Here is a 25,649-nt window from a genome sequence, read left to right on the forward strand (position 1 = left end):
TCCGGCGCCCGCCCCTCCTGAGCTGCCCGGCCCGCGCGGCCCGGCCGGACCCGAGCCGCGGGACGCCCGTCCGGAGCCGCCCGGTCCCGCCGTCTCCCGGCAGCCGGAGGCCGGTGCCGTCCAGCGGTCAGCCGGCGTCCGGTGCCGTGCGGTGGCCCGCCCGGTCCCGGTGCGCCAGCGCCCGCTGGGCCCGGGACAGTCCCGGCGGCAGCCGGCGGCGCAGGGCGGCGCGGGCCGCGTTGGCGCCCGGCGCGCCGTGGACGCCGCCGCCGGGATGGGCCCCGGCGGAGGCGAGGTAGAGACCCGCCACGGGTGTCTCAGGGCGCCCCGTGCCGGGGACCGGGCGGAACACGAGCTGCTGGTGGAGGGCGGTGGTTCCGCCGTTGATGGAACCGGTGTCGAGGTTGCTGTCGAGCGCCTGGAGCGTGGGCGGGGCGAGGATCCGGCGGGCGCGGACCTTGGCGCGGAAACCGGGCGCGAACCGTTCGACCTGCCGTTCCATCCGGTCGGCCATGATCTCCTGCTCCCGGGTGTCCCAGGTGCCCGTCAGGCCCTCGTCCGCCGCGTCCCCGGTGATCTCCCGGGGGACGTGCGTGTACGCCCAGGCGGACTCGGTGCCGCGCGGTGAGCGGGTGGGGTCCGCGGTCGTCATCTGGCCGAACAGCGCGAACGGCCGGTCGGGGACCTGGCGCATGGCGATCTGGGCGGCGAACCGGGTGAGTTCGTCGAGGCCGTCGGCCAGGTGGACGGTGCCCGCCCCCGCGGCCTGCCCGGTCCGCCAGGGCACCGGCCCGTCCAGGGCCCAGTCCACCTTGAAGGTGGCGAAGTCCCACTGGAAGCGCCGCAGGTCGGCGAGGAGCTGGGCGGGCAGGTGCCGGGGATCGACGAGTCCGCCGTACAGGGCGGGCACGGACACGTCGGCGAGCACGGCGCGGTCCGCGGGCACGGTGGCACCGCCCGCGGTGCGCACGGCGACGGCGCGTCCGCCGCGCACCACCACGTGGTCGACCCGCTCGCCGCAGCGCAGGGTGCCGCCGTGCGCGCGCAGCCGCCGGGTCAGGGCCTGTGTCAGGGCGCCGGCCCCGCCGACCGGGACGGGGAAGCCGTTGCTCTGCCCGAGCATGGACATCAGCCAGCCGAACCCGCCGCTGCCGGCGGACTCCGGGGCGAGGTCCGCGTGCAGCGCGTTGCCGGCCAGCAGCAGCCGGCCGCCCTCGCCGCGGAACTCCTCCTCCCCCATCCGGCGTACCGGCAGCAGCATGGTGCGGGTCAGTCGCAGTCCGCCCGCGCCGCGCAGCCGGGCGGCCAGCCGGGCCCCGGCCCTGACGGGCGGGAACGGCGCGAACAGGGCGTCCATCAGGTCGGGTCCCAGCCGCTGCCAGATCTCGTGCAGGCCCCGCCAGGCGTCCCCGTCGCCGTCGCCGAACGTGTCGAGGGAGGCCGCGGTGGTGTCGATGCTGCGGTCCAGGACGGCGCACCGGCCGTCGGTGAGGGGGTGGGCCAGGACGTGCGGGGCGTGGCTCCAGCGCAGGCCGTGGTCCTGGAGCCGGAGCCGGGCCAGCACGGGCGAGGCGGCGGCCAGCGGGTAGAAGGAGCTGAAGAGGTCGTTGACGAAGTCGGGATCGACGCCCCGGTCGTGGCGTACGGCGCCGCCCGGCTCGGGCTGCTCCTCCAGGACCTCCACGCTCCAGCCCGCGTCGGCCAGCAGGTTCGCGGCCACCAGGCCGTTGGGGCCGGCCCCGATCACCACGGCGTCAGGCATGGCCGCCTCCGGGCGCGGACGGCCCGACGGGGTGCGGCGTGTCCGGCCCCCGCGCCTCGTGCGCGCCGTCGGCCTCGCACACCTTGGCCAGGCGGGCGAGCATGGCGCGGTGCCGGATCTGGATCAACGACTCGACGCCCACGTTGTGCACCAGGCCGCCCGCGCCCTGGAGGGGGTGTTCGTCCACGATCACCAGGCAGTGCTCGCCCCAGGGGCGCAGTTCGATGGCGATGCGCGCGGTGCCCAGGAAGCCCGCGTTGGCCTCGAGTTCGAGGAGTGTGCCCTCTTCGCAGTTGCGCACGATGGTCTGGTTGGTCAGGCGCAGCGGTCCGAGGCGGACCTGGTACTCCAGGGCGGAGCCGAGCTGCGGCCACCGTCCGCGCACCGGCTGCGAGCGCTCGGTGCCCACGACCCACTCGGCGTAGCGGGTGCCGTCGGCGAGGAGGGCCCACACGGTCCGGGGACTGGTCCTGATCAGACGGTGACGTACGGCCACGCGTGCCTCCGGGATCGGTTGTGGTGCGGTCGGCCGACCGAGTGCCCCCTGCGGCCCTGGCCAACCGGGTGCCCCTCGCGGCGCGGTCCGGCCGAGCGCGCCCCGCGGCCCGGGCCGGTCCGGAGCCCGGGCCGTGTGCGCTCCGGACCGGCCGGCTAGCGCCGCTCGTGCCCGTCCCGTTCACGCGCGGGCGCTTCGTCCCCGCCGGAGCCGGGCGGGGGGCAGGGGGCGCCGGGTGCGCCGGGTGCGGGGGGCAGTGCCAGGTGGGTGAGGTCGCCGGGGGGCGGGGTCGTCACGGGCCACAGCGGTGCGGGGGTGCCGTCGGCCACGGCCGCCGGGGCGTCGGTGAGGTTCATGCGCTCGCGCAGCCGACCGTAGAAGTCCATCGGGCCCAGGCGTACGGCCCGCAGCCGGCGCGGGGCGGCGTAGACGCCGATCCAGTCCCCCGGGTCGAGCACGCCCCGCAGCTGCCCGTCGATGCTGACGGCGGCCTGCCCGGACCGTTCCAGCACGCGCAGCGCGACGGGTTCGTCCGGCGCGGCCACGACCGAGCGGTCGAACACCATGTGCGGGGCGACCGGGGTGAAGACCAGGGCGTCCGCGCGCGGGGAGACGACGGGACCGCCGGCGGCGAAGCTGTAGGCGGTCGACCCGGTCGGGGTGGCGACGAGCAGGGCGTCGGCGGAGTACGACGCCAGGAGCCGGCCGGCGATGTAGACGCCGACGGACACCTGCCGGTCCCGGGCGAGTTTCTCCACGACGATGTCGTTGAGCGCGGTGACGTTCAGGGCGATGCCCCAGTCGTCGCCGGCCTCGCAGTCGGTGCGCACCCGGGGCGGCGGGAGCAGTGGGCGGCGGCCGTAGCGCATCAGCTCCTCGATGCCCGCGGGCACCTCCAGGCGGCGGGAGGCGCGCAGGGTGAGCAGCATGCGGTTCTCGACGGTCAGCCGGCCGTCGACCACGGCGTCCAGCGCGGAGCGCACGAACGCGGCGGGCACCTCGGTGAGGAAGCCGACCCGGCCGAGGTCTACGCCCAGTACCAGGGCGTCGTGTTCGGCGGCGAGCCGTGCGCCGCGCAGGAAGGTGCCGTCGCCGCCCAGGGTGACGATGAGGTCGGGGTCGCCCGCGGCCTCCACCTCCTCGCCGGCGCTGCGCCGGCCGCCGTCGTGCCACACGTCGATGTCGGTGCAGCGTACGGCGCGCTCCTCGCACCAGGCGTGCACGGTCCGCTGGGCGGCGACGGCCTCGGGCCGTCCGCCGTGCACGACCAGGCCGATGCGATGCACTGTCACAGCTCGGCCGGGTTCCCCCGAAGGCGTCGGACCAGCACAGGACCCAGGTAAAGGAATCTTATGGTCTAGTCCAAAGAATCGTCTGGTCCAGACCAATCCATTGACGTGCTCGCAACAGCGTCAGGAAGCTGGGGCCGCTTCCCCACCACCTCCCCTCCCCTGGAGGCACGCAGTGAGACGTCTTCGCGCATGTCTGGGCGCGACCGCCGCCGTCGGGCTCGCCGCCCTCGGCACCACCGCCCTGGTCGCGGGCAACGCCTCGGGCGCGCCGAGCGCGCTCGGCAACCGCTGGTACGCCGCGGCCCCCTACCTCATGCCGCTGGACAACGACCCGCCGGACGCGGGCGCCATCATGGACGCCACCGGTCTGAAGGCCTTCCAGCTCGCCTTCGTCCTCGCCCCCAACGGCGGCGGCTGCTCACCCACCTGGGACGGCACGGCCGCGGTCTCCTCGGACACGGCCGTGAAGTCCGTGATCGACGGCATCCGCGCCAAGGGCGGCGACGTCTCGGTCTCCATCGGCGGGTACGGCGGCACCAAGCTCGGGCAGGCCTGCTCGGACCCGGCGGCGACGGCCGCGGCGTACCAGCAGGTCATCACCAAGTACGGGCTGCACGCCATCGACTTCGACCTGGAGGAGCCGGAGTACGAGAACACGGCCGCCATCAGGAACGAGATCGGCGCGGCGAAGATCCTGCAGCAGAACAACCCGGGGCTGTACGTCTCCGTCACCACCGCCGGGACGGCGGACGGCACCGGCTGGTTCGGCAAGCAGATGCTGCTGGAGGCCAAGTCCCAGGGGTTCACCCCGAACAACTTCTCCATCATGCCCTTCGACGGCGGCTTCAACGGCGCGGCCTCGCAGACCGCCGCGCTGACCAAGTTCAACCAGGTGCTCCAGTCCACGTTCGGCTGGAACGAGGCGACCGCCTACGCCCACGAGGGTTTCTCCGGCATGAACGGCCGCAGCGACACGGGCGAGATGTTCCCGCAGAGCGACTTCCAGACCGTGCTGGACTTCGCCACCGCCCACAGCATGGACCGCTTCACCTTCTGGTCGCTCAACCGCGACCGGCAGTGCTCGCCGCCCGACAACGGCGGCCGGACCTCCGGCACCTGTTCCAGCGTGCCGCAGAACTCCTGGGACTTCGCCAAGTACTCGGTGAAGTTCGCCGGGGCGACCCCGCCCACCACGCCTCCCACCACGCCCCCGCCCACCACGCCGCCGCCGGGCACCGGCTGCAGGACGGCCTGGGACGCGGGCACCGCGTACACCGGAGGCAGCGAGGTCTCCTACGGCAAGCACAACTGGAAGGCCAAGTGGTGGACGCAGAACGAGACGCCCGGGGCCTCCCAGTGGGGACCGTGGCAGGACGAGGGCGCCTGCTGACGCCCTGAGAGCGGCGACGGCCGGCCGCGGCGCGGGTGTTCTCCCGCCGCGGCCGGCCGTCGCCGTGCGTTCAGGGCCGCTTGGCGACCGTCAGCAGCGCCGCGGCATCCTCTAGGGCCTCCAGGCTGTGCCGTGCCCCGGGCACGATGAGCAGGTCCCCGGCCATGCCGTCCCAGGAGGCGTCGCCGCTGCGCAGCCGGACCCGTCCGCGCAGCACCAGCACGGTCGCCTCGCCGGGGTTCTCGTGCTCGGTCAGGGCGGTTCCGGCGCGCAGGGTGATGAGGGTCTGCCGCAGCACGTGCTCGTGGCCGCCGTAGACGGTCTCCGCGCTGCGGCCGTTGGAGGAGGCCTCCGCCCGTTCCAGGTGCTCACGGGCGCGGGCGTCGAGGGAGATCTTCTGCATGGCTCGCTCCTCAGCGGGACGGTGGGTGCGGACGGGGCGGACGCGGCCGCCGCGCCGGGCCGCGGCACTCGGGCCTCAGTAGCGGACCCCGATACGGCGCCAGCGGCGGCCACTGGTGCCCGGCTCGGCGGGGTGGGCGGGTACCCGGCGCCGGTAGAGGACGTACGGACGCCACAGATACCACAGCGGGACGCTCCAGGCGTGCACGAGCCGGGTGAAGGGCCACACCGCGAGGATGGCCCAGGCCGCGCTCGCGTGGACCTGGTAGATCAGCGGCGCGTGCGAGATGGCCGCGACGTCGGGGTTCCCGGCGAACAGGCCGCGGAACCACAGCGCCACGCTCTGCCGGTAGTCGTAGCCCGCGCCGAAGAGGTTGACGCCCATCGTCGGGATGATGCCCAGCACGATCACGATCGCCAGCAGCACCAGCGCCAGCCAGTCGACCGGGCTGGTGGCCGCGCGCACCCGGGGCACGGTGGTGCGGCGGAAGGCCAGGAGCCCGACCCCGGCGATCACCGCGAGCGCGGCGACGGTGCCGCCGACGGTGGAGAACCAGCGGTAGGTGTTCTCCGGGATGCCGAGCCACCGGGTGAAGGACTCCGGCACGAGGATGCCGAGGACGTGTCCGGCGATGGCCGCGAACGTGCCGTAGTGGAAGAGCGGTCCGCCCCACTTGAGCAGGCGCCGCTCCTGGAGCTGCGTGGAGCGGCTGGTCCAGCCGAACTGGTCGTAGCGCCAGCGCCACACGTGGCCGACGACGAAGGTGACGAGCGCGAGGTAGGGCAGGATGACCCACCACCACAGGTCCCAGGAGTTCATCGGCTCTCTCCGGTCGGGGCGGGGACGGACGTGGGCACGGGCGCCGGGTGCGGCGCGGGGGCGGAGGCGCCGGCCATGTACTCGGGCGGGGCGAAGGGATCGAGTCCGACCTGTTCCGCGGGCGGCCCGTCGGCGGCCAGCCGCTGCCAGGTGTCCCGCTCGCGGCGGCCCGGGCGGGGCAGTCGCCCGCACACCGTCTCCAGGACGGGCGTGTACGGGTCGCACCGTTGCGCGAGCGCCCGGCGGAGCAGTTCGAGCCCGGCCCGGCACTGCACGAGGACGCGGTGTCCCGGTTCGGGGGCGAGCGCGGCGAACTCCAGTACGAGCGGCAGGAAGTCCGGCAGTTCGTCCTCCGGGGGCTCCTGGCCGGCCTGCCGGTAGGTGTGCTTGAGGGCGAGCAGCGCCATGCCCCGCGCGCGGGTGTCGCCGTGCCGGTAGTAGGTCAGGTGCAGGGAGCGGCGGCGGGTGTGGTCGAAGGTGGCGACGTAGTGCTGGGCGGCCTCGGTCGGTGTCAGGGCGCGCAGGTGCGCCGCGACGGCGGCCAGCCGGGCCCGGTCGGTGGCGTCGGTGACGGCGGGCAGGGCCTCGGTGACGTCGTCGAGGCAGGCGAGCGTGGCGGGGTCCGGGTAGCGCAGCAGGACGGCGGCGACACGGTGCACGACCGGGGTGTCGGCGGCCCGCTGGGGGCCGCGGCGCGGGGCGAGGCGCGGGCTCACGAGGCGTCCCCCGGGGCGCCGAAGAGTCCTGGTGCCGGGCCGTCGCCGTTCCAGCCGAGGAGGTTGAAGCGCACCTGTCCGTCACTGTCGTGGAACTGGCTGCCGCCGCCCGGTGCCGTGAGACCGGGCAGCGGGGGCGGCGGCACCGGACCGAGCGGGTCGTCCTCGCGCGCCCCCGGGTCGCTCCCGCCGCCCGGACGGTCCAGGGAGCAGTGCTGGGCCAGCAGCGCGCCCGATCCCTCGGCGTGCGCCTTGGGGACGACGTAGCGCTCCTCGTACTTGGCGACGGCGAGCAGCCGGTACAGGTCCTCGATGTCGTCGTCGCTCGCACCCACGCGGTCGAGCAGTTCGCGCGGGGCGGGGTCGCCCAGCTGCCTGGCCCGCATGTGGGCGCGCATGGTGGTGAGTCTGCGCAGCACGCCCTCGACGACGGCGGTGTCCCCGGCGGTGAAGAGGTTCGCGAGGTACTCGACGGGGATGCGCAGCGCCTCGATGGCGGCGAAGATCCGGTCGGGGTCGTCGTCGTGGTGGCCGGTGGCGTGCACGGCGTCGGCGACCGGGGAGAGCGGGGGGACGTACCACACCATCGGCAGGGTGCGGTACTCCGGATGCAGCGGCAGCGCCACCCGGTGCCGTTTGATCAGGGCGTACACCGGTGAGCGCTGGGCGGCCTGGATCCAGTCGCGGGCGACGCCGTCGCGTTCGGCGGCCTCCTGGACCCACGGCTCGTGCGGGTCGAGGAAGACCGACAGCTGGGCCTCGTAGAGGTCCTTGTCGTCCCTGACGGAGGCGGCGTCGAGGACGGCGTCGGCGTCGTAGAGCATCACTCCCAGGTGGCGCAGCCGGCCGACGCAGGTCTCGGAGCACACGGTGGGCTGCCCGGCCTCGATGCGCGGGTAGCAGAAGGTGCACTTCTCGGCCTTGCCGGTGCGGTGGTTGAAGTAGACCTTCTTGTACGGGCAGCCGGAGACGCAGAACCGCCAGCCGCGGCAGCGGTCCTGGTCGACGAGGACGATGCCGTCCTCCTCGCGCTTGTACATCGCGCCCGACGGGCAGGAGGCGACGCAGGACGGGTTGAGGCAGTGCTCGCAGATGCGCGGCAGATAGAACATGAAGGTGTGCTCGAACTCCATCCGCACCCGTTCGGCGAGCCCTTTCAGGTTCGGGTCGGCGGCGGCGTACTCACCGGCGCCGGCCAGGTCGTCGTCCCAGTTCGGGCCGTGCACGGGCCGCATGTCCCGGCCGGTGAGCTGGGACTTGGGGCGGGCGCTGGTGAAGCTGTCGGACAGCGGCGCGGTGGTCAGGCTCCGGTAGTCGTACGTCCACGGCTCGTAGAAGTCGTCCAGCGAGGGCAGTCCGGGGTTGTAGAAGAGGCTGAGCAGCTTGCGCACCCGGCCGCCGGACCTGAGCGTCAGCCGGCCCCGGCGGTTCAGGGTCCAGCCGCCCTTCCACCTCTCCTGGTCCTCGTAGCGGCGCGGGTAGCCGGCGCCGGGCTTGGTCTCGACGTTGTTGAACCAGATGTACTCGGAGCCCGGCCGGTTGGTCCAGGTCTGTTTGCAGGTCACCGAGCAGGTGTGGCAGCCGATGCACTTGTCGAGGTTCATCACCATCGCGACCTGGGCCATCACCTTCATCAGAAGTCGACCTCCTGGGCGCGCCGGCGGATCACGGTGATCTCGTCCCGCTGGTTCCCGGTGGGACCGATGTAGTTGAAGCCGTAGCTGAACTGGGCGTAGCCGCCGATCAGATGGGTGGGTTTGATCATCAGGCGGGTGAGGGAGTTGTCGCCGCCGCCGTGCAGCCCCGAGGTCTCGGTGCGCGGTACGTTCAGGTGGCGGTCGATGGTGTGGTACATGAACACGGTGCCCTCGGGCATGCGGTGGGTGACCACGGCGCGGCAGGCGACCACGCCGTTGCGGTTGTACGCCTCGATCCAGTCGTTGTCGGCGGCGCCGATCCGCTCCGCGTCCAGCGGGCTCATCCAGATCACCGGGCCGCCGCGGAACAGCGTGAGCATGTGCAGGTTCTCCTGGTACTCGGAGTGGATGGACCACTTCGAGTGCGGGGTGAGGTAGCGCACCACGAGTTCGGGGTGCCCCCGCACGTCCCGGCGGGGGTCGCCGACATGGGCGAGCATGTTCAACGGCGGCCGGTAGACCGGGAGTTGTTCGCCGAACTCGGCCATCCAGTCGTGGTCGAGGAAGAAGTGCTGGCGGCCGGTGAGGGTGTGCCAGGGTTTGAGGCGTTCGACGTTGACGGTGAAGGGCGAGTAGCGGCGCCCGCCGGACTCGGTGCCGGACCACTCCGCGGAGGTGATGACCGCGCGCGGCTGGACGCGGGTGTCCTCGAAGGTGATGCGGTCGCCGGAGCGTTCCTCGGCCAGGTCGGCGAGGGGGACGCCGGTGCGTTCCTCCAGCGCGTGCAGCGACTGCACGGCCACCCGTCCGTTGGTGGTGCCGGACAGTGCCAGGACGGCCTCGCAGAACTGGTCGTCGCGGGCGATGGAGGGCCGCCCGTCGGCGACGCCGCCGCGGACCGTGCCGTTGCGGGCGCGCAGGTAGGCGATCTCCTGTTCGGGTCTCCAGGTGAGGCCCTTGGTGGAGGTGCCGAGGGTGTCGATGAGCGGCCCCACGGCGGCCATCTTCTCGGCGACCTTGGTGTAGTCGCGCTCGACGACGGTCAGCCTGGGCATGGTGCGCCCGGGCACGGGCGCGCACTCGCCGGCCCTCCAGTCGAGCACCCGGCCGTGCGGCTGGGCCAGTTCGTCCGGGGTGTCGTGGGCGAGCGGGGCCGCGATGACGTCCCGGCGCACGCCGAGGTGGGTGGCGGCCAGGCGGGAGAACTCGGCGGCGAGGGTGTGGAAGATGTCGAAGTCGCTGCGGGTCTGCCAGGGCGGTGCGATCGCCGGGTTGAAGGCGTGCACGAAGGGGTGCATGTCGGTGGAGGACAGGTCGTACTTCTCGTACCAGGTGGCCGCGGGCAGGACGACGTCGGAGAACAGGCAGGTGCTGGTCATCCGGAAGTCGACGGCCACGGACAGGTCGAGCTTGCCGACGGGCGCCTCCTCGCGCCAGGTGACGTCCTTGGGGCGCAGACCGGGCGGCGTCTCGGGGGCGGTCACCGCGTCGTCGGTGCCGAGCAGGTGGCGCAGCATGTACTCGTGGCCCTTCATCGACGACGCGAACAGGTTCGCGCGCCAGATGAGCAGGACCCGGGGGAAGTTGGCCGGGTCGTCCGGGTCCTCGGCGGCAAACCGCAGCCGCCCGGCCTTCAGTTCGTCGACGACGTGGTCGGCGACCTCCTTGCCGGCCCGCTCGGCCTCGTCGCACAGGTCGAGCGGGTTGCGGTCGAACGCCGGGTGGGAGGGCATCCAGCCCAGCCGGGCGGCGAGCGCGTTGCAGTCCGGCAGCGTCCGGCCCGCGAGCCGGCCCTGCCCGAGCGGGCTGGTGAGCACGTCCGCGGAGAAGGCCTCGTAACGCCACTGATCGGTGGCCAGCCAGAACAGCGGGGTGCCCACCATGTGCCGGGTGGGCCGCTGCCAGTCCAGCCCGAAGGCGAGGTGGAACCAGCCGGTGAGCGGGCGGACCTTCTCCTGGCCGACGTAGTGCGCCCAGCCGCCGCCGTTGACGCCCTGGCAGCCGGTCAGCATCACCAGGGAGAGGAAGGACCGGTAGATCTGGTCGGAGTGGAACCAGTGGTTGGTGCCCGCGCCCATCGCGATCATGGACCGGCCGCCGGTGCGTTCGGCGTTGCGGGCGAACTCCCGGGCGACCCGCGCCGCCGCCGCCGCGGGCACCGAGGTGACGGCCTCCTGCCAGGCGGGGGTACAGGGCACGCTCGCGTCGTCGTATCCGGTGGGCCACTGGCCGGGCAGGCCCTCGCGGGCCACCGCGTACTGGGCCATGACGAGGTCGAAGACGGTGGTGACCAGGTGGCCGCCGACCCGGGTCGCCGGCACCCCGCGCCGCAGCACTCCCCCGGACTCCCCCGGCCCGGCGTCGAAGCGCGGCAGGTCCACCGCCACCGCCTCGCCGCCGGGTCTGCCGTGCAGGGACAGCAGCGGGTCGGTGCCGTCGAGCCGCAGGTTCCAGCGGGGGCCGCCCTCGGGGGCGGTCCAGCGGAAGCCCAGTGATCCGTTCGGCACGACCGGCTCGCCGGTGCGGGCGTCCAGGAGGACGGTCTTGAACGCGGCCGCCTCCTCCTCGCCCGCCCCGGGCAGGTCCGCGGCGGTGAGGAACTTGTCGGGGACGTGGGCGCCGGGCGCCCCGTCGCGCTCCCGCAGCCGGACCAGGAACGGCAGGTCGGTGTAGGTCTTGGCGTACTCGGTGAAGCGGGGCACCTGCCGGTCGCGGTAGAACTCGGTGAGGATGACGTGGCCCATGGCCATGGCGAGCGCGCCGTCGGTGCCGGGGGCCGCGGCGAGCCAGTCGTCGGCGAACTTGGTGTGGTCCCCGTAGTCGGGCGAGACCACGACGACCTTCTGTCCCCGGTAGCGCGCCTCGGTCATGAAGTGCGCGTCCGGTGTGCGGGTGATCGGCAGGTTGGTGCCCCACACGATCAGGTACCCGGCGTTCCACCAGTCGGCGGACTCCGGCACGTCGGTCTGGTCGCCGAACACCTGCGGCGAGGCCATCGGCAGGTCGGCGTACCAGTCGTAGAAGGAGGAGATGGTCCCGCCGATCATCGACAGGTAGCGGCTGCCCGCCCCGTAGGAGGCCATCGACATGGCCGGGATCGGCGAGAAGCCCACGATGCGGTCCGGGCCGTAGCGCTTGACGGTGTGCACCTGCGCCGCCGCGACCAGTTCGACGGCCTCTTGCCAGGTGCAGCGCACGAAGCCGCCCTTGCCGCGGGCCCGTTTGTACGCCGCGTGGCGCCCGGGATCGGAGGTGAGCCACTCCCAGGCGGCGACCGGGTCGGCGGTGCGGGCGCGGGCCTGCCGCCACAGGTCCAGGAGCGGGCCGCGCACGTACGGGTAGCGGATGCGGGTGGGCGAGTACGTGTACCAGGAGAAGGAGGCGCCCCGCGGGCAGCCGCGCGGCTCGTACTCGGGCGAGTCGGGGCCCACCGAGGGGTAGTCGGTGGCCTGTGTCTCCCAGGTGATGATGCCGTCCTTGACGAACACCCGCCACGAGCAGGAACCCGTGCAGTTCACGCCGTGGGTGGAGCGCACCTCCCGGTCGTGCCGCCACCGCTCCCGGTAGAACTCGTCGGCCGCACGGCCCCCGTCGCGGTAGAGGACCCGCCGGTCGGGCGACTGCTCGCCGGGGAAGAAGTACTGCGCCGAGCGCATCAGACGGTCGAGGGCCTCACCCGGGCGGTCGGTGCTCACACTCTCGCCTCTCTCGCGTCAGGACCCGGCCGGACGCGGCCCGCGCGGGCCGGGGATCCGGCCCTCGCCAGTCTTGATCGTGACCGGCGCGGCGACAAGCGGCCAATCGCGCGAATCATCGGAAGAGCCGCCTTCCGGGCGGCGGCGTAAGGTGATCGTGCGGGGGGCCGAGGGGGAACGAAACGGGGCTCCGGTCCTTGGCGGGAGGTGCCTGGCGTGTCCGACGATCCATGGCTGCCGGAGCCTGCGGACGAGGCCGCCGGGCAGGTGGCCGCCGCGCTGGAGGAGATCGGCCGCCGGACCGGGCCGGGGTCCTTCGAGGAGCTGAGCGCGCAGGTGCGCCGGCTGGCCCTCCGACAGGGCAGGCTGCGCCGGCTGCTGGACGCGGTGGTGGCCATGAGCGCGGACATGGACACCAGGGCCCTGCTCCAGCACATCGTGGACGCGGGCACCGATCTCGTCGCCGCCCGCTACGGGGCCCTCGGGGTGCTCGGCGAGGACGGCGACTTCACCGACCTGATCACCGCGGGCGTGGACGCCGAGCAGCTCAAGGCCGAGTCCGGGCTCCCGCAGAGCCACGGGCTGCTGGGCAGCCTGATCGCGGACCGCAGGCCGCTGCGCGTGGACGACGTGGCGGCCGACCCCCGCTCGGTCGGCTTCCCCGAGGGCCACCCGGTGATGCGCACCCTCCTGGGCGTGCCCCTGACGGTGCGCGGCACGGTGTACGGCAACCTGTACCTCGCCGACAAGGAGGACGGGACGCCGTTCCGCGACGACGACGAGGCGCTGCTGACCGCGCTGGCCAGCGCCGCGGGCGTCAGCATCGAGAACGCCCGGCTGTACGAACGCCTCAAGGGGGCCACCGAACAGTTCCAGCGCCGGATGCTGCCCGTCCTGCCCGATCTCGCGCCGCTCAGTGTCCAGGCGCGCTACGAACCGGCCTCCGAACTGCCCCGGCTCGGCGGGGACTGGTACGACGCCACGCTGCTGCCGGACGGTGCGGTGTTCGTCGTCGTCGGCGACGTCACCGGTCACGACGTGGAGGCGGCGCCGCTGATGGCGCAGATCCGCAACATGCTGCGCGCCCTGGCCTTCGACCGCTGCGGACCGCCCGGTCTGGTCGTCGACAGGCTCGACCGGGCCCTGGCCATGTACGGCGAGCCGACGGCGGCCACCCTGGTCGCGGCCCGCATCGAGCACGAGCCGGGCGCCCGCTACACGGTGCGCTGGACCAACGCCGGGCATCCGCCGCCCCTGCTGGTCACCGCCGACGGCGCCGTCGACGTGCTGGCTCCCGAGGAGCACGGCATCCCGGTCGGCGTCGATCCCGCGCTGCCGCGCCCCGACCACAGCGTGGCCCTGCCCTGGGCGAGCACCCTGCTGCTGTTCACCGACGGTCTGATCGAACGCCGCGGCCAGGACATCGACGCCGGCCTGCGGCAGCTGGCCGCGCGGGCGGCCGCCCTCGCCACCGCCCCGCTGCACGCGCTGTGCGACGCGCTGATCACCCGGCAGGACGCGTACGACGACGACGTGGCCCTGCTCGCGGTGCGGTTGCCCGCGGCGCCGGAAGGGGGCCGCGGCCCGGCTCAGGAAGGGCAGCCCGGGTCGTGATCCCCCGGTCCCGGGTCGTCGTCGGCGCGCGCGTGCGGGGGCGGGTCGAAGTGGACGGTGATCTTCTCGAACCCCTTGAAGGACTCGGTGGTCGCGTAGGACCGGTAGGCCCGCTGGTCGCCCGCGCTGAGGTGGACGCGGTCGGTGAACGGGCTGAGCAGGCTGCGGGGCCACAGCCGCATGCACCGCACGGCGCCGACCTCGGCCGTCAGGACGTAGACCAGCGAGCCCAGGTAGATCCAGGCGAGCAGGCCGAGCACGATGCCGAACAGGCCGTACGTCGCCGTGGCGCCCCGCAGCACGTGGCCGACGTAGTAGGTGCCGACCCACAGCAGTCCCTGCCAGGCGCACCCCGCGCCCAGCGCCGGACCGGCCAGCACGCGCAGGGGCAGCCTGCGCCGGGTCAGCAGCCGGTAGCTGGCGACCAGCAGCGCGGCGTACAGGAGGACGGCCAGCACGTCGGCGGCGACCCGGACCCCGACGGCCAGCCGGGCGCCGAACAGGCCCGACGCCCACTCCTCGACGGTGGACAGGGCGGTCGTGACGCACAGGCCGAGCGCGAGCAGCGACAGGAACTTCAGGCCCTTCAGACGTGAGCGGAACGGGTCGGGCCGGGCGTGCCGGGGCACGGCGAAGATCTTGTTCAGGGCGTGCTGCGCGGCCTGGGCCACGTTCAGCGCCCCGTAGACACTGCCCACCACACCCACCGCGACGGCGAGCACGTTGCCCTGGAACGAGTGGATGTTGTGGGCGATCTGGTCCCCGATCACGGGGAACTCGCTGAGGGCCGAGTTCAGTACCGCGTGCTGCAGGTGGGGGCTGCTGCTGAGGACGGCGCTGAGCACCGCGACGAGGAAGAGCAGCAGCGGGAAGAGCGCGAGGAAGCCGTAGTACGTCAGCAGGGCCGCCAGGTAGGCCGCCTGGTCGTCGTAGAACTTGTAGACCACGGCCAGCGGCAGCCCCGCCCAGCGGTGGCGTCGCTGGTAGGAGTCCACCCGGGCCAGCACTCCCATGCGCTCTCCCACACGGTCGGCCGCAGCTCCGCTGCCGCGTACGCCGCCCGTTCCAGGTGCCCTGGCCAGGGCGTTCCATGCGGGAGGGCTACGGGGCGGCCTCCCGGTCCGAGGCCGGCCACACGTACGGCAGGTCGTCCGGCACCCCCGGGAACAGGTCCGCGTAGTGGTCCGGGTCCTTGCGCACCAGGGCCGAGCGGTGGCTGCGGTGCAGGGCCTCGTCGCCCAGCCAGGGCGGCAGCTCACCGGCCGCGGCCAGCTCCGGCTGCTCGCGCACCCGCAGGCCCGGGCGGTGGGCGGCGAGGTCGGCGACGAGGGTGGCGGCACAGCTGTCCTGGTGGCCGTACTCGCGCCAGACGCGGCAGACGTCCAGTCCGTAGCGCACCAGGGCTTCCTCGTAGCCGGCCCACATCCGCACCGCCGGATGCCGGCGCCAGCCGTAGCCGGGGACGGTCAGCCCGCGCAGCACCTGAAGCGCCTCGACCCGCTGCTTGCCCAGTCTGCGGCGGTCGAGCACCCGCGCCGACTCGGCGAAGACGGGGTAGGGCAGGAAGGTCTGCATGGCACCGTCCGCGGGTGGTGGTCGTGGGGCTCCTCGTCGCCCCGGCAGTCTGCCGTGTCCCGGTGGCCGGCGAGGGGCGGGTTCCGCCGGACGGCGCAACGCGGTGAGCCGCAGGGGCGGACCCCGGGTGAGGCGGGGGCGGGTGGTGGAAGAGATGCGGCATACACGACCCCAGGAGGCCGGATGCCCGATGCCGTGGCCGAGGACGGCGCTGCCCGCGCCGGTACCGCCGGTGGTGCCCCGGGCTCCGGCCCCGACGACGGGTGCGGTTTCGCGCGGCTGGGCGCGGTGGCCGACGCCGTCCTGTACGAGGGCTACCTGCTCTACCCCTACCGCCGATCCTCCCCCAAGAACCGGGTCCGCTGGCAGTTCGGGGTGCTGCTGCCCCGCGGCCGGGCGGAACGCGACGGGCCCGTCACGGCCGGCCCGTCCGGCTCCGCCGACTCCTGGTACCAGCAGACCGAGTGCCTGCTGCGCATCCGGCGGCCGGACGCCGTGCTGCGGGTGCGCGTGCGCTACCTCCAGGTGCGGCACAAGCAGGTGGAGGCGGCGGGAGCGGACGGCCGGCACCGCCCGGTCGGCTCGCTGCGCACGGACGACGGCGCGACGCACCTGACCTTCGACGAGGCGGTACCGCGCGAGAGGGACCTGACCGTCGCGCCGGCCGGCCTGCTCGGCGGCGGCGGGTTCACCGCCGAGGTGGGGGCGCCGGCCGGTACGGAGACCGAGCCGCTGCCCGGACGGGCCGGCCGGGTGGTGCGCCGGTGCGAGGAGGTGCGGGCCCGCACCACGATCACGGCGCGGCGGGCCGGACCGGGACTGGTCCGGCTCCGGGTGCGCACCGAGAACACCGGAGCGGACCCGGACCCGAAGGCGCCGCGGGAGGAGGCGCTGCGCCGCGCGCTCGTCGCCACCCACACGCTCATCGGCGGTACGGGGGTGGAGTTCGTGTCGCTGATCGACCCGCCCGCGGAGCTGGCGGACCTGGCGGGCGGCTGCCGCAACGCGTTCACCTTCCCCGTCCTCGGCGGCGCGGAGCCGGCCGGCGACCGCCCCGAGGGCGTCGGGGAGATGATGCTCTCCGCCCCCGTCATCCTCCCCGACCGGCCGCGGGTGGCGCCCGAGAGTCCGGGTGACCTGCACGACGCCGCGGAGATCGACGAGATCCTCACGCTGCGGACGATGCTGCTGACGGACGAGGAGAAGGCCGAGGCGCGCGCCACGGATCCGCGTGCGGCGGACATCCTCGACCGGGTCGACACCATGCCCCCGGAGGTCTTCTCCCGTCTCCACGGCGCTATCCGCTCCCTGGCCCCCGCCGGGGAGCGTGCGGTCACGGCCGCACGGCAGGAGCCCGCACCGCAGGAGCCCGCTCCGGGTGGCACGTCCGGTGGGCCGGGGACCGGCGCCGGGCGGCCCGTGTGGTGGCGGGAGGGCGGCGACGACGGTCTGTCGCCGTCGACGGACACCGTGCTGGTCGACGGTGTGCCGGTGGGCGCCGGCAGCCGCGTGCGGCTCCGGCCGCGCCGGGGCGCCGACGCGCAGGACATGTTCCTCGCGGGACGCGCCGCCCGCGTCGCCGCGCTCTTCCACGACGTGGACGGCAGCGTGCACCTCGCCGTCACCGTGGACGACGACCCGGCGGCCGAACTGCACACCTGGTACGGCCGCTTCCACTACTTCCGCCCCGACGAGGTCGAGCCGCGTCGCGCGGACGACGAGGAACGAGGTTCACTGACATGACGGCGACCGAGGCGCACGGGGCGGGGCGCAGACCCGCTCAGATCGTGGACATGTCCTGGGACCCGATCACCCGGATCATCGGCAACCTGGGCATCTACACCAAGATCGACTTCGCGAACAGGGAGGTGGTGGACTGCCGTTCCACCTCGTCGCTGTTCCGCGGGTACTCGGTGTTCATGAAGGGCAAGGACCCGCGGGACGCCGGGTTCATCACCTCGCGCATCTGCGGCATCTGCGGCGACAACCACACCACCTGCTCCAACTACGCCCAGCAGATGGCGTACGGTGTCAAACCGCCGCCGCTGGCCGAGCACATCACGAACCTCGGCGAAGCGGCCGAGTACATGTTCGACCACACGATCTTCCAGGACAACCTGGTCTTCGTGGACTTCTGCGAGGCCATGGTCAAGGCCACCAACCCGTCCGTCCTGGCCCGCGCGGAACGCACCCAGGCGCCCCGCGGCGACATCCACGGCATGCGCACCATCGCCGACATCATGCGCGCCTTCAACCCGTTCGAGGGCGAGGTGTACAAGGAGGCGCTGAAGGTCTCGCGGGTGACGCGGGAGATGTTCTGCCTGATGGAGGGCCGGCACGTGCACCCCTCCACCCTCTACCCGGGCGGTGTCGGCACCGTGCCCTCCCCGACCGCCTTCACCGACTACCTCTCCCGGCTCCTGCACGTCGTCGACTTCGTCAAACAGGCCGTCGCCATGAACGACGACGTCTTCGACTTCTTCTACGAGGCGCTGCCCGGCTACGAGGAGGTCGGCCGCCGGCGCGTCCTGCTCGGCTGCTGGGGCGCCTTCCAGAACCCCGGCGTGTGCGACTACCGCTACGAGACCATGAACACCTGGGGCCGGGCGATGTACGTCACCCCCGGCATCATCGTCGACGGCCGGCTGGTGACCAGCGACCTCGTCGACATCAACCTCGGCCTGCGGATCCTGCTGGGCTCCTCCTACTACGAGGACTGGACCGGCGAAGAGCCCTTCGTCACCCACGACCCGCTGGGCAACCCGGTCGACATGCGCCATCCGTGGAACCAGACCACCGTCCCCGTCCCGCAGAAGCGCGACTTCGACGGCAACTACAGCTGGGTCATGAGCCCCCGCTGGTACGACCGGAGCAGCGGCGACCACCTGGCCCTGGACACCGGCGGCGGCCCGCTGGCCCGGCTGTGGTCCACCGCCCTCAACGGCGTCGTCGACACCCCGTACGTCAAGGCCACCGGTCACAGCGTCCGCATCACCCTGCCCAGGGGCGACACCCTGCCGGAGTCGACGCTCGAATGGCACATCCCCAAGTGGTCCAACACCCTCGAACGCGACCGGGCCCGCCCCTACTTCATCGCCTACGCCGCCGCCATGGCCTTCCAGTTCCTCGACGAGGCGATGACGCTGGTGCGCGCCGGCGAGACGAAGGTCTTCGAGAACTTCGAGGTGCCCGACGAGGCGATCGGCTGCGGTTTCCACGAGGCGGTCCGCGGAGTCCTCTCCCACCATCTCGTCGTCAAGGACCGGAAGATCGCCAACTACCACCCGTACCCGCCCACCCCGTGGAACGCCAGCCCCCGCGACCACTACGGCACACCGGGCCCCTACGAGGACGCCGTCCAGGGGCAGCCGCTCTTCGAGGAGAACGGCCCCGACGACTTCAAGGGCGTGGACATCATGCGCACCGTCCGCAGCTTCGACCCCTGCCTGCCGTGCGGCGTCCACATGTACACCGGCAACGGCAGGACGCTCACCACCCTGCACAGCCCCACCTACGGCGCCTCCCATGGCTGAGGCGGCGGAGCAGTCCCCCGCGGCCCGGCTCACGGACGCCGACGCCGAGGCACGGCTGGCCCGCATCGACGGGCTGCTCGCCGAGCTGGAGGCCGCACCGGGCCCCACGGTGCGGCGCGCGCTGGAGGCGGTGCGGCTGCTGAGCGAGGTCTACGGCGAGGCGCTGGCCCGGCTGCTCGGACACGTGGGCGGTGAGCCGGACGGGCGGCCCGCTGTGGCCGAGGACGAGCTGGTGGGGCACCTGCTGGTGCTGCACGGCATCCACCCCGAGCCCGCCGAGCGCCGGGCCGCGCGCGCCGTGGAACGGCTGCGGCCGGCCGCGCGCGAGCGCGGCGGTGACGTGGAGTGGGTGGGACTTGAGGGACGGGTGGCCCGGGTGCGGGTGAGCGAGGGCGGCGGCGGGTGCGGTGCGGGATGCGGCGCCGCGGCCTCCGGTCTCGTGGAGGCGGTCCGTGAGGCGGTGTTCGCGGCCGCCCCCGAACTGGCGGGGGTGGAGCGGCTGCCGGAACCGTCCGGGCGGCGGGCGGCTCCCGCGTTCGTCCCGCTGGACGCCGTGGCCCGCCCGGCCTCCCGGAGGTGACGGTGCACGAGGTGTCGATCGCCGCCGCGCTCGTGGAGCGGGCCGGGGAACTCGCCCTGGCCGAGGGCGCGGACTCCGTCTCGGCGGTGACCGTGCGGGTGGGTGAGCTGTCCGGAGTGGTGCCCGACGCGCTGGACTTCGCGTTCGAGGTGGTGCGGGCGGGCACCGCGCTGTCCGGCGCCCGGCTCGTCGTCGAGCAGGTGCCCGCGCGGGCGTACTGCGGTCCGTGCGCGGCCGAGTTCGCGGTGGGCGTGCCGCCGTTCTTCTGGTGCCCGCGCTGCGACCGGCCCTCGCAGGACCTGCGCAGCGGACGGGAACTGGCCATCACAGCGATCGAGACGGCGCCGCAGGCGGCCACGTGACGGGTCCACCGGTTGCGGACGGAGCGGTGGCCCGCGGGTGCGCGGTGCACCGGCGGTCCACCGCTCCGTCCGGACGGGTCAGCAGATGCGGGGCAGTTGCTCCCCCAGCGGCAGGTCGACGACCCGGGTCCCGCCGAGGCCGGTGGAGACGACCACCATGCCGGGGTGCTCGGCGACGCACTCCCCGACGAGCGCGGCGCCGGTGCCCTGCGGGTGGGCGCGCATCGCCGCCAGGACCGCCTCGGCCTCGCCGGCCGGCACGAAGGCGACGAGCCTGCCCTCGTTGGCGACGTACAGCGGGTCCAGGCCCAGGAATCCGCAGGCGTTGGCGACCGCCTCCGGGACGGGCAGGGCCCGCTCGTGGAGCCTGACCCCGGTGCCGGAGGCGCGGGCGATCTCGTTGAGGGAGGCGGCGAGGCCGCCACGGGTCGGGTCGCGCAGTACGTGCAGGTCCGGGGTGACGGCGAGCATGGTGGCGACCAGGTCCGCCAGGGGCGCGGTGTCGCTGGCGATCTCGACGCCGAACTCCAGGCCCTCCCGGACGCTCATGACCGCCACGCCGTGCAGGCCGATCGGGCCGCTGACCAGGACCGCGTCGCCCGGCCTGGCGCGCTGCGGCCGGATGTCCACGCCCTCGGGGACGAGCCCGACACCGGCGGTGGTGACGTACACGCCGTCGCCGTGCCCGGCCTCCACCACCTTGGTGTCGCCGGTGGCCACGGTGACCCCCGCCGCCTCGGCCGCCGCGCCCATGGCGCGGGCGATCCGGTCGACGACGTCCAGTGCGACACCCTCCTCCAGGACGAACGCCGCGGACAGGTAGGCGGGCCGGGCGCCGCTCATCGCCAGGTCGTTGACGGTGCCGTTGACGGCCAGGTCGCCGAGGCTCCCGCCGGGGAAGAACAGCGGACGCACCACGTAGGAGTCGGTGGAGAAGGCCAGCCGCGCACCGCCGAGGTGGAGGACCGCGGAGTCCCCCATGGCGGCGAGCACGGGGTTGCCGTAGGCGGGGGCGAAGACGTCCTGGATCAGTTCCGCGGACAGGGCGCCGCCCCCGCCGTGGCCCATCACCACGACCGGCTGGTCGCGCAGCGGGGCGGGGCAGGTCCAGTTCGCGGGGTCGACGGCCGCGTCCGGGCTCGCGAGGTCAGCCAACGGTGTTCAACTCCTCCTGCGGGGCGGGCGATCCCTGGGGGGCGGTACCGTTCATGCGGCGGTACAGGTAGTAGGCCGCGCAGGCGCCCTCGCTGGAGACCATGGTGGCGCCCAGCGGGGTGCGCGGGGTGCAGGCGGTCCCGAACGCGGCGCACTCGGTGGGCTTGATCAGGCCTTGCAGGACCTCGCCCGCGCGGCACACGGCGGGCTCCTCGGTGCGGATGCCGGTGACGTCGAAACGGTGCTCGGCGTCGTAGGCGCGGTAGGCCTCGGACAGCCGCCAGCCGCTGGCGGGGATCCGGCCGATGCCGCGCCAGGAGCGGTCGGCGACCTCGAAGACCTCCTGGAGCATCCGCAGGGCGGCCGGGTTGCCGCTCTCGCGCACCGCGCGCGGGTAGGCGTTGTCCACCCGGTGCTCGCCGCGCTCCAGCTGGCGCACGGTGCGGCGGATGCCCTCCAGGATGTCGAGGGGCTCGAAGCCGGTGACGACGATGGGGACGCGGTGCCGTGCGGCCAGCTCCGGGTACTCGTCGGTGCCCATGACGCTGCACACGTGCCCGGCGGCGAGGAAGCCCTGCACCCGGCAGGCCGGGGCCGTCATGATCGCGTCGATGGCCGGGGGGACCCGCACGTGGGAGACGAGCAGGCTGAAGTTGTCCAGACCGAGACGGCGGGCCTGGTGCACGGCCATGGCGTTGGCGGGCGCGGTCGTCTCGAAGCCGATGGCGAAGAACACCACCTGCCGGTCCGGGTGCTGCCGGGCCAGCCGGAGCGCGTCGAGCGGCGAGTACACCACCCGGACGTCTCCGCCCTCGCCCTTGACGCGGAACAGGTCACGGTCGGTGCCCGGCACCCGCAGCATGTCCCCGAAGGAGCAGAAGATCACCTCGGGGCGGGCGGCGATCTCCAGTGCCTTGTCGATGACCTCCAGCGGGGTCACGCACACCGGACAGCCCGGCCCGTGGATCAACTCCACCTCCTCGGGCAGCAGTTGGTCGATGCCGTGCCGGATGATGGAGTGGGTCTGGCCGCCGCAGACCTCCATCAGCGCCCAGGGCCGGGTGACCGTCGCCCGGATCTCGTCCAGCAGCCGCCGGGCCAGGGCCGGGTCGTTGAACTCGTCGATGTACTTCATCGGGCCTCGCTCCCGTTCTCGTCGCGCGCCGCCGGGGCCGCCCAGGCGGACGGGGCCGCGCGTCCGGCCTGCTGCGCCGCCTGCTCCCAGGCGTCGCCGAACTCCTCCTCCAGCAGCCCCAGTTGTTCGAACAGTTCCAGCGACGCGCGAGCCGACGCCTCGTCCAGCCGTTGCAGGGCGAACCCGACGTGGACGATCACGTACTCCCCCACCCGCAGATCGGGCAGGTACTCCAGGCACACCTGTTTGCTCACCCCGCCGAAGTCCACCAGTCCGGTGAGCGGGTCGGCGCGGTGGTCGATGGACACGACCTTGCCGGGCACTGCCAAGCACATGGGTCACTCCGTCTCGTCGCTGTCAGTGAGCCGCCCGGCGACCATGAGCTGGCCGAGGGCCAGACCGCCGTCGTTCGGGGGGACCTCGCCGTGCCGCAGGACGGTGAAGCCGTCGCCGGCCAGCAGCACGGCGCACTCCTCCTCCAGCAGCCCGTTGGCGAAGACGCCGCCGCTGAGGACGACGGTGGTCAGGCCGGTGGCCCGGCGGGCGCGCCGGCAGATCCGGGCGACGGCCCGCGCCACCCCCCGGTGGAAACGGGCCGCCAGCACCGCCGCCGGGGTGCCGCGCCGCCGGTCGGCGAGGAGGGCCTCCAGCATCGGTGCCGGATCGCAGCCCACGGGCCCCGGTCCCGCGGTCAGCCCGAAGGGGTACGCCGCGGTCTCCGTCTCCCGGGCCTCGGTGGCCGCCGCCTCCAGTTCCAGGGCGGCCTGCGCCTCGTACGCCGCCCGGTGGCAGATGCCCGCCAGGGAGGAGACGGCGTCGAAGAGGCGTCCCATGCTGGAGGTGGGCACACAGGCCAGGCCGCGTTCCAACTGCCTGCGCAGCACGGCGCGTTCCGCGTCCGTGCAGGCGGTGACGCTGGGCAGGTCCGGCTCCCAGGGCAGTCCCGCCGTCCACAGCCGGGCCAGTGCCAGGCGGCACGGATTGGCCACGCCCGCGTCGCCGCCGGGCAGCGGTGCGGGGGTCAGGTGGGCGAAGCGGCGGTGGCCCGCGTAGTCGGCGAGCAGGAACTCGCCGCCCCAGACGGTGCCGTCGTCGCCGTAGCCGGTGCCGTCGAAGGCCACGCCGATCACGGGCGTCGTCCCGTCCAGGCCGTGCTCGGCCATCGCGGAGGCGATGTGTGCGTGGTGGTGCTGGACGAACACCGGTCCACCCGCGCGCAGCCGGGCGGCGCGGTGCCGGGCCCAGCGGGCCGAGTGGTAGCCGGGATGCCGGTCGGCGGCGACGAGCGCGGGCGCCACGCCGGTGAGGTTCAGCAGGTGCCGCTCGGCCCGCCGGGCGGCGTGCAGGGTGGCCAGGTCGCCCATGTCGCCGATGTGCGGGCCGAACCAGGCCTGCTCGCCGTCGCCGACGCACAGGGCGTTCTTCAGGTCGCCGCCGACCGCGAGCGTGGGCCGTACGGGCACGGGGAGCCGCAGCGGGCGGGGAACGTAGCCGCGGGAGCGGCGCAGCACCTGCTCGGTGCCGTCGGGGCGGACCCGCAGCAGCGAGTCGTCGCACGGGGAGGCGACGGGCCGGTCGTGGATGAGCCAGGCGTCGGCCAGTCCGGCCAGCCGGGTCAGTGCCTCCCCGTCGTCCGTGACGATGGGTTCACCGGAGCGGTTGCCGCTGGTCATCACCAGCACCCGGGGGCCGGGCGGGTCGCCCGGCAGTCCGAACAGCAGGGAGTGCACGGGGGTGTAGGGCAGCATCACGCCGATGTGCGGGCTGCCGGGGCACACCGCCTCGGCGAGGCGCGGGCCGTCGGGGCGCGCGCACCGGCGCAGCAGGACGATGGGGCGGCGCGGGCCGGTGAGGGCCTCTCGTTCGCGGTCGGTGGGGGCGGCGATCCGCTCGGCGGTGGCCAGGTCCGCGCACATCACGGCGAACGCCTTGCCGCCGCGTTCCTTGCGGGCGCGCAGGGTGGCGACGGCGTGCGCGTCGGTGGCGTCGCAGGCCAGGTGGTAGCCGCCGACGCCCTTGACGGCGACGATCCGTCCGGCGGCGAGCAGCGCCCGGGCGCCCGCCAAGGCCTCCGCGTCCCGGGCCGGGCGCGGGCCGCTGCCGTCGGCGGGCACCAGGGTCAGCCGTGGCCCGCAGTCGGGGCAGGCGACGGGCTGGGCGTGGAAGCGCCGGTCGGCGGGGTCGGCGTACTCCCGCGCGCAGGCCGGGCACAGCGGGAAGCCGGCCATGGTGGTGGCGGCGCGGTCGTAGGGCATCGCGGTGGCGACGGTGAAGCGGGGGCCGCAGTGGGTGCAGGTGATGAACGGGTGCCGGTGCCGGCGGTCGGCCGGGTCGGCCAGCTCCCGCAGGCAGTCGGCGCAGGTCGCGGTGTCGGGCGGGAGCTGGGTGCGGCCCGCGCGCTGCTCGGTGGGACGGATGGTGAAGGGGCGGGCGGCGCCGGTGGCGGGGATGTCCTCGTGTCCGATGCCGGTCACGGCGGCCAGCGGCGGCGGCTGTGCGGCCAGCCGGTCGCAGAACCGGGTGACGCCGTCCGCCGGACCCTCGACCTCGATCAGCACGCCGTCCGCGGTGTTGCTCACGAATCCGGCCAGGGCCAGGTCGGCGGCGAGGCGGTGCACGTAGGGCCGGAAGCCGACGCCCTGGACCGTGCCGCGCACGGTGAGGCGGCGGCGTACGGCGCCGGTGGCGGGTGCGGTCACGGGGCGGGGGTGGTCGCCGGGTGCGGGCCGGCGTGCCCGGCGGCGGGAGCGTGCTCGTGCGGTCCGTGGTCGTGGTCGTGGCTGTGGGGGCGCGGGGCGAGGGGCGGGTGGTGCGGCGGGGCCTCGTGGCGGACGGCGAGCGCGCGTTCCAGGACGCTGTCGACGCCGTCGCCGGTGCGTGCGCAGGTGCGGACGATCTCCACCCCGGGGTTGACCCGCTGCACGTGGGCGCGGAAGGTGCCCTCGTCGAAGCCAGCCGGCTCGGCCAGGTCCGTCTTGGTGAGGACGACGAGGTGGGCGGAGCCGAAGGCGGTGGGGTACTTCAGCGGCTTGTCCTCGCCCTCGGTCACCGCCATCAGCACGATCCGCAGGCTCTCCCCGAGGTCGTAGGAGGCCGGGCAGACGAGGTTGCCGACGTTCTCGACGAACAGCAGCGCGGTGTCCGCGGGCAGCCAGCCCGCCAGCCGGGTGCGCAGCTGGCGGGCTTCGAGGTGGCAGAGGCCGTCGGTCAGAACCTGGCGCACGGGCGCGCCGGAACGGGCGAGGCGGCGGGCGTCGTTCTCGGTCGCCAGGTCCGCGGTGAGCGCGGCCACCGGGATGTCCAGGGCGACGGCGCGGGCCAGCACCCGTCCGAGGAGTTCGGTCTTGCCGCTGCCGGGACTGGACAGCAGGTTCACGACGCCCACGCTCCGCCGGGCGAGGTCTTCGCGCAGGTCCCGGGCCAGACGGTCGTTCTTGGCGAGTACGGCCTGCTCGACGTCGAGGGACCGGCACATGGCACTTCTC

General features: G+C 74.0%; 21 protein-coding genes. 6 read left to right on the forward strand and 15 right to left on the reverse strand.

Annotation, left to right across the window (positions count from 1 at the left end; translation table 11 throughout):
• Nucleotides 1-127: 127 nt before the first annotated feature.
• The 3 genes from AC6I72_RS01880 to AC6I72_RS01890 form a co-directional block, all read right to left on the reverse strand.
• Nucleotides 128-1,762 (reverse strand): phytoene desaturase family protein, encoded by a 1,635-nt coding sequence (locus AC6I72_RS01880; protein ID WP_497998924.1) that lies wholly within the window; start codon nt 1,760-1,762, stop codon nt 128-130.
• Nucleotides 1,755-2,258, reverse strand: a complete 504-nt coding sequence (locus tag AC6I72_RS01885) for an SRPBCC family protein (RefSeq protein ID WP_497998926.1) — start codon at nt 2,256-2,258, stop codon at nt 1,755-1,757. The genes AC6I72_RS01880 and AC6I72_RS01885 overlap by 8 nt, the downstream gene beginning before the upstream one ends.
• A gap of 155 nt (nt 2,259-2,413) precedes the next feature.
• On the reverse strand, nt 2,414-3,550 hold the full coding sequence (locus AC6I72_RS01890) for an NAD(+)/NADH kinase (RefSeq protein WP_497998927.1): 1,137 nt from the start codon (nt 3,548-3,550) through the stop codon (nt 2,414-2,416).
• Nucleotides 3,551-3,722: 172 nt separating this feature from the next.
• On the opposite strand from AC6I72_RS01890, the gene AC6I72_RS01895 reads away from it, so the two are divergent.
• A complete protein-coding gene (locus tag AC6I72_RS01895; protein WP_497998929.1) occupies nt 3,723-4,940 on the forward strand; it encodes a carbohydrate-binding protein in 1,218 nt (405 codons plus the stop codon).
• Between the two features lie 70 nt (nt 4,941-5,010).
• On the opposite strand, the gene AC6I72_RS01900 is transcribed toward AC6I72_RS01895, so the two are convergent.
• The 5 genes from AC6I72_RS01900 to AC6I72_RS01920 form a co-directional block, all read right to left on the reverse strand.
• A complete protein-coding gene (locus tag AC6I72_RS01900) occupies nt 5,011-5,343 on the reverse strand; it encodes a cupin domain-containing protein (protein WP_497998931.1) in 333 nt (110 codons plus the stop codon).
• A gap of 75 nt (nt 5,344-5,418) precedes the next feature.
• Nucleotides 5,419-6,162: a respiratory nitrate reductase subunit gamma gene (gene narI, locus AC6I72_RS01905; RefSeq protein ID WP_497998933.1), complete on the reverse strand. Its 744-nt coding sequence runs from the start codon at nt 6,160-6,162 to the stop codon at nt 5,419-5,421.
• A complete protein-coding gene (gene narJ, locus AC6I72_RS01910) occupies nt 6,159-6,878 on the reverse strand; it encodes a nitrate reductase molybdenum cofactor assembly chaperone (protein ID WP_497998935.1) in 720 nt (239 codons plus the stop codon). Before narJ ends, narI begins: the two co-directional genes overlap by 4 nt.
• Nucleotides 6,875-8,512 (reverse strand): nitrate reductase subunit beta, encoded by a 1,638-nt coding sequence (gene narH / locus AC6I72_RS01915; RefSeq protein WP_497998936.1) that lies wholly within the window; start codon nt 8,510-8,512, stop codon nt 6,875-6,877. The genes narJ and narH overlap by 4 nt, the downstream gene beginning before the upstream one ends.
• Entirely contained in the window at nt 8,512-12,171 is a 3,660-nt protein-coding gene (locus tag AC6I72_RS01920; RefSeq protein WP_498004562.1) for a nitrate reductase subunit alpha, read from the reverse strand. Before AC6I72_RS01920 ends, narH begins: the two co-directional genes overlap by 1 nt.
• Nucleotides 12,172-12,426: 255 nt before the next feature.
• Here AC6I72_RS01920 and AC6I72_RS01925 point away from each other — a divergent pair, with 255 nt between their 5' ends.
• Nucleotides 12,427-13,824, forward strand: coding sequence for a PP2C family protein-serine/threonine phosphatase (locus AC6I72_RS01925; RefSeq protein WP_497998938.1), 1,398 nt, complete (start codon nt 12,427-12,429; stop codon nt 13,822-13,824).
• Here the strand turns inward: AC6I72_RS01925 and AC6I72_RS01930 are convergent.
• Both AC6I72_RS01930 and AC6I72_RS01935 read right to left on the reverse strand, forming a co-directional pair.
• Nucleotides 13,800-14,837 carry a YhjD/YihY/BrkB family envelope integrity protein gene (locus AC6I72_RS01930; RefSeq protein ID WP_497998939.1) on the reverse strand — a complete coding sequence of 346 codons (1,038 nt, stop codon included), beginning with the start codon at nt 14,835-14,837 and terminating at the stop codon, nt 13,800-13,802. The two genes, AC6I72_RS01925 and AC6I72_RS01930, sit on opposite strands and share 25 nt — an antisense overlap.
• 88 nt (nt 14,838-14,925) lie before the next feature.
• Complete coding sequence (locus tag AC6I72_RS01935; protein WP_497998941.1) at nt 14,926-15,399, reverse strand: MSMEG_6728 family protein; 474 nt, start codon at nt 15,397-15,399, stop codon at nt 14,926-14,928.
• Nucleotides 15,400-15,582: 183 nt separating this feature from the next.
• Between AC6I72_RS01935 and AC6I72_RS01940 the strand changes: the two genes are divergently transcribed.
• The 4 genes from AC6I72_RS01940 to hypA are packed head-to-tail and all read left to right on the forward strand — an operon-like array spanning nt 15,583 to nt 19,874.
• Nucleotides 15,583-17,142, forward strand: a complete 1,560-nt coding sequence (locus AC6I72_RS01940; RefSeq protein WP_497998942.1) for a hypothetical protein — start codon at nt 15,583-15,585, stop codon at nt 17,140-17,142.
• Nucleotides 17,139-18,932: a nickel-dependent hydrogenase large subunit gene (locus AC6I72_RS01945; protein ID WP_497998943.1), complete on the forward strand. Its 1,794-nt coding sequence runs from the start codon at nt 17,139-17,141 to the stop codon at nt 18,930-18,932. The genes AC6I72_RS01940 and AC6I72_RS01945 overlap by 4 nt, the downstream gene beginning before the upstream one ends.
• Nucleotides 18,925-19,512 (forward strand): NifU-related iron-sulfur-binding protein, encoded by a 588-nt coding sequence (locus tag AC6I72_RS01950; protein WP_497998945.1) that lies wholly within the window; start codon nt 18,925-18,927, stop codon nt 19,510-19,512. Before AC6I72_RS01945 ends, AC6I72_RS01950 begins: the two co-directional genes overlap by 8 nt.
• 2 nt (nt 19,513-19,514) lie before the next feature.
• Complete coding sequence (gene hypA / locus AC6I72_RS01955; protein ID WP_497998946.1) at nt 19,515-19,874, forward strand: hydrogenase maturation nickel metallochaperone HypA; 360 nt, start codon at nt 19,515-19,517, stop codon at nt 19,872-19,874.
• A 78-nt stretch (nt 19,875-19,952) separates the two neighbouring features.
• Here hypA and hypE read toward each other — a convergent pair whose 3' ends face one another.
• From hypE to hypB, 5 genes are read right to left on the reverse strand one after another with little or no spacing between them, the layout of a single operon-like run.
• Nucleotides 19,953-21,029: a hydrogenase expression/formation protein HypE gene (hypE, locus tag AC6I72_RS01960; protein ID WP_497998947.1), complete on the reverse strand. Its 1,077-nt coding sequence runs from the start codon at nt 21,027-21,029 to the stop codon at nt 19,953-19,955.
• On the reverse strand, nt 21,022-22,164 hold the full coding sequence (gene hypD / locus AC6I72_RS01965) for a hydrogenase formation protein HypD (RefSeq protein WP_497998948.1): 1,143 nt from the start codon (nt 22,162-22,164) through the stop codon (nt 21,022-21,024). The genes hypE and hypD overlap by 8 nt, the downstream gene beginning before the upstream one ends.
• Nucleotides 22,161-22,499, reverse strand: a complete 339-nt coding sequence (locus AC6I72_RS01970; protein WP_497998950.1) for a HypC/HybG/HupF family hydrogenase formation chaperone — start codon at nt 22,497-22,499, stop codon at nt 22,161-22,163. Before AC6I72_RS01970 ends, hypD begins: the two co-directional genes overlap by 4 nt.
• A gap of 3 nt (nt 22,500-22,502) precedes the next feature.
• Nucleotides 22,503-24,863 carry a carbamoyltransferase HypF gene (gene hypF / locus AC6I72_RS01975; RefSeq protein WP_497998951.1) on the reverse strand — a complete coding sequence of 787 codons (2,361 nt, stop codon included), beginning with the start codon at nt 24,861-24,863 and terminating at the stop codon, nt 22,503-22,505.
• A complete protein-coding gene (hypB, locus tag AC6I72_RS01980) occupies nt 24,860-25,639 on the reverse strand; it encodes a hydrogenase nickel incorporation protein HypB (protein WP_497998952.1) in 780 nt (259 codons plus the stop codon). The genes hypF and hypB overlap by 4 nt, the downstream gene beginning before the upstream one ends.
• Nucleotides 25,640-25,649 lie beyond the last annotated feature (10 nt).

It is taken from the genome of Streptomyces sp. Xyl84, from assembly GCF_059731885.1.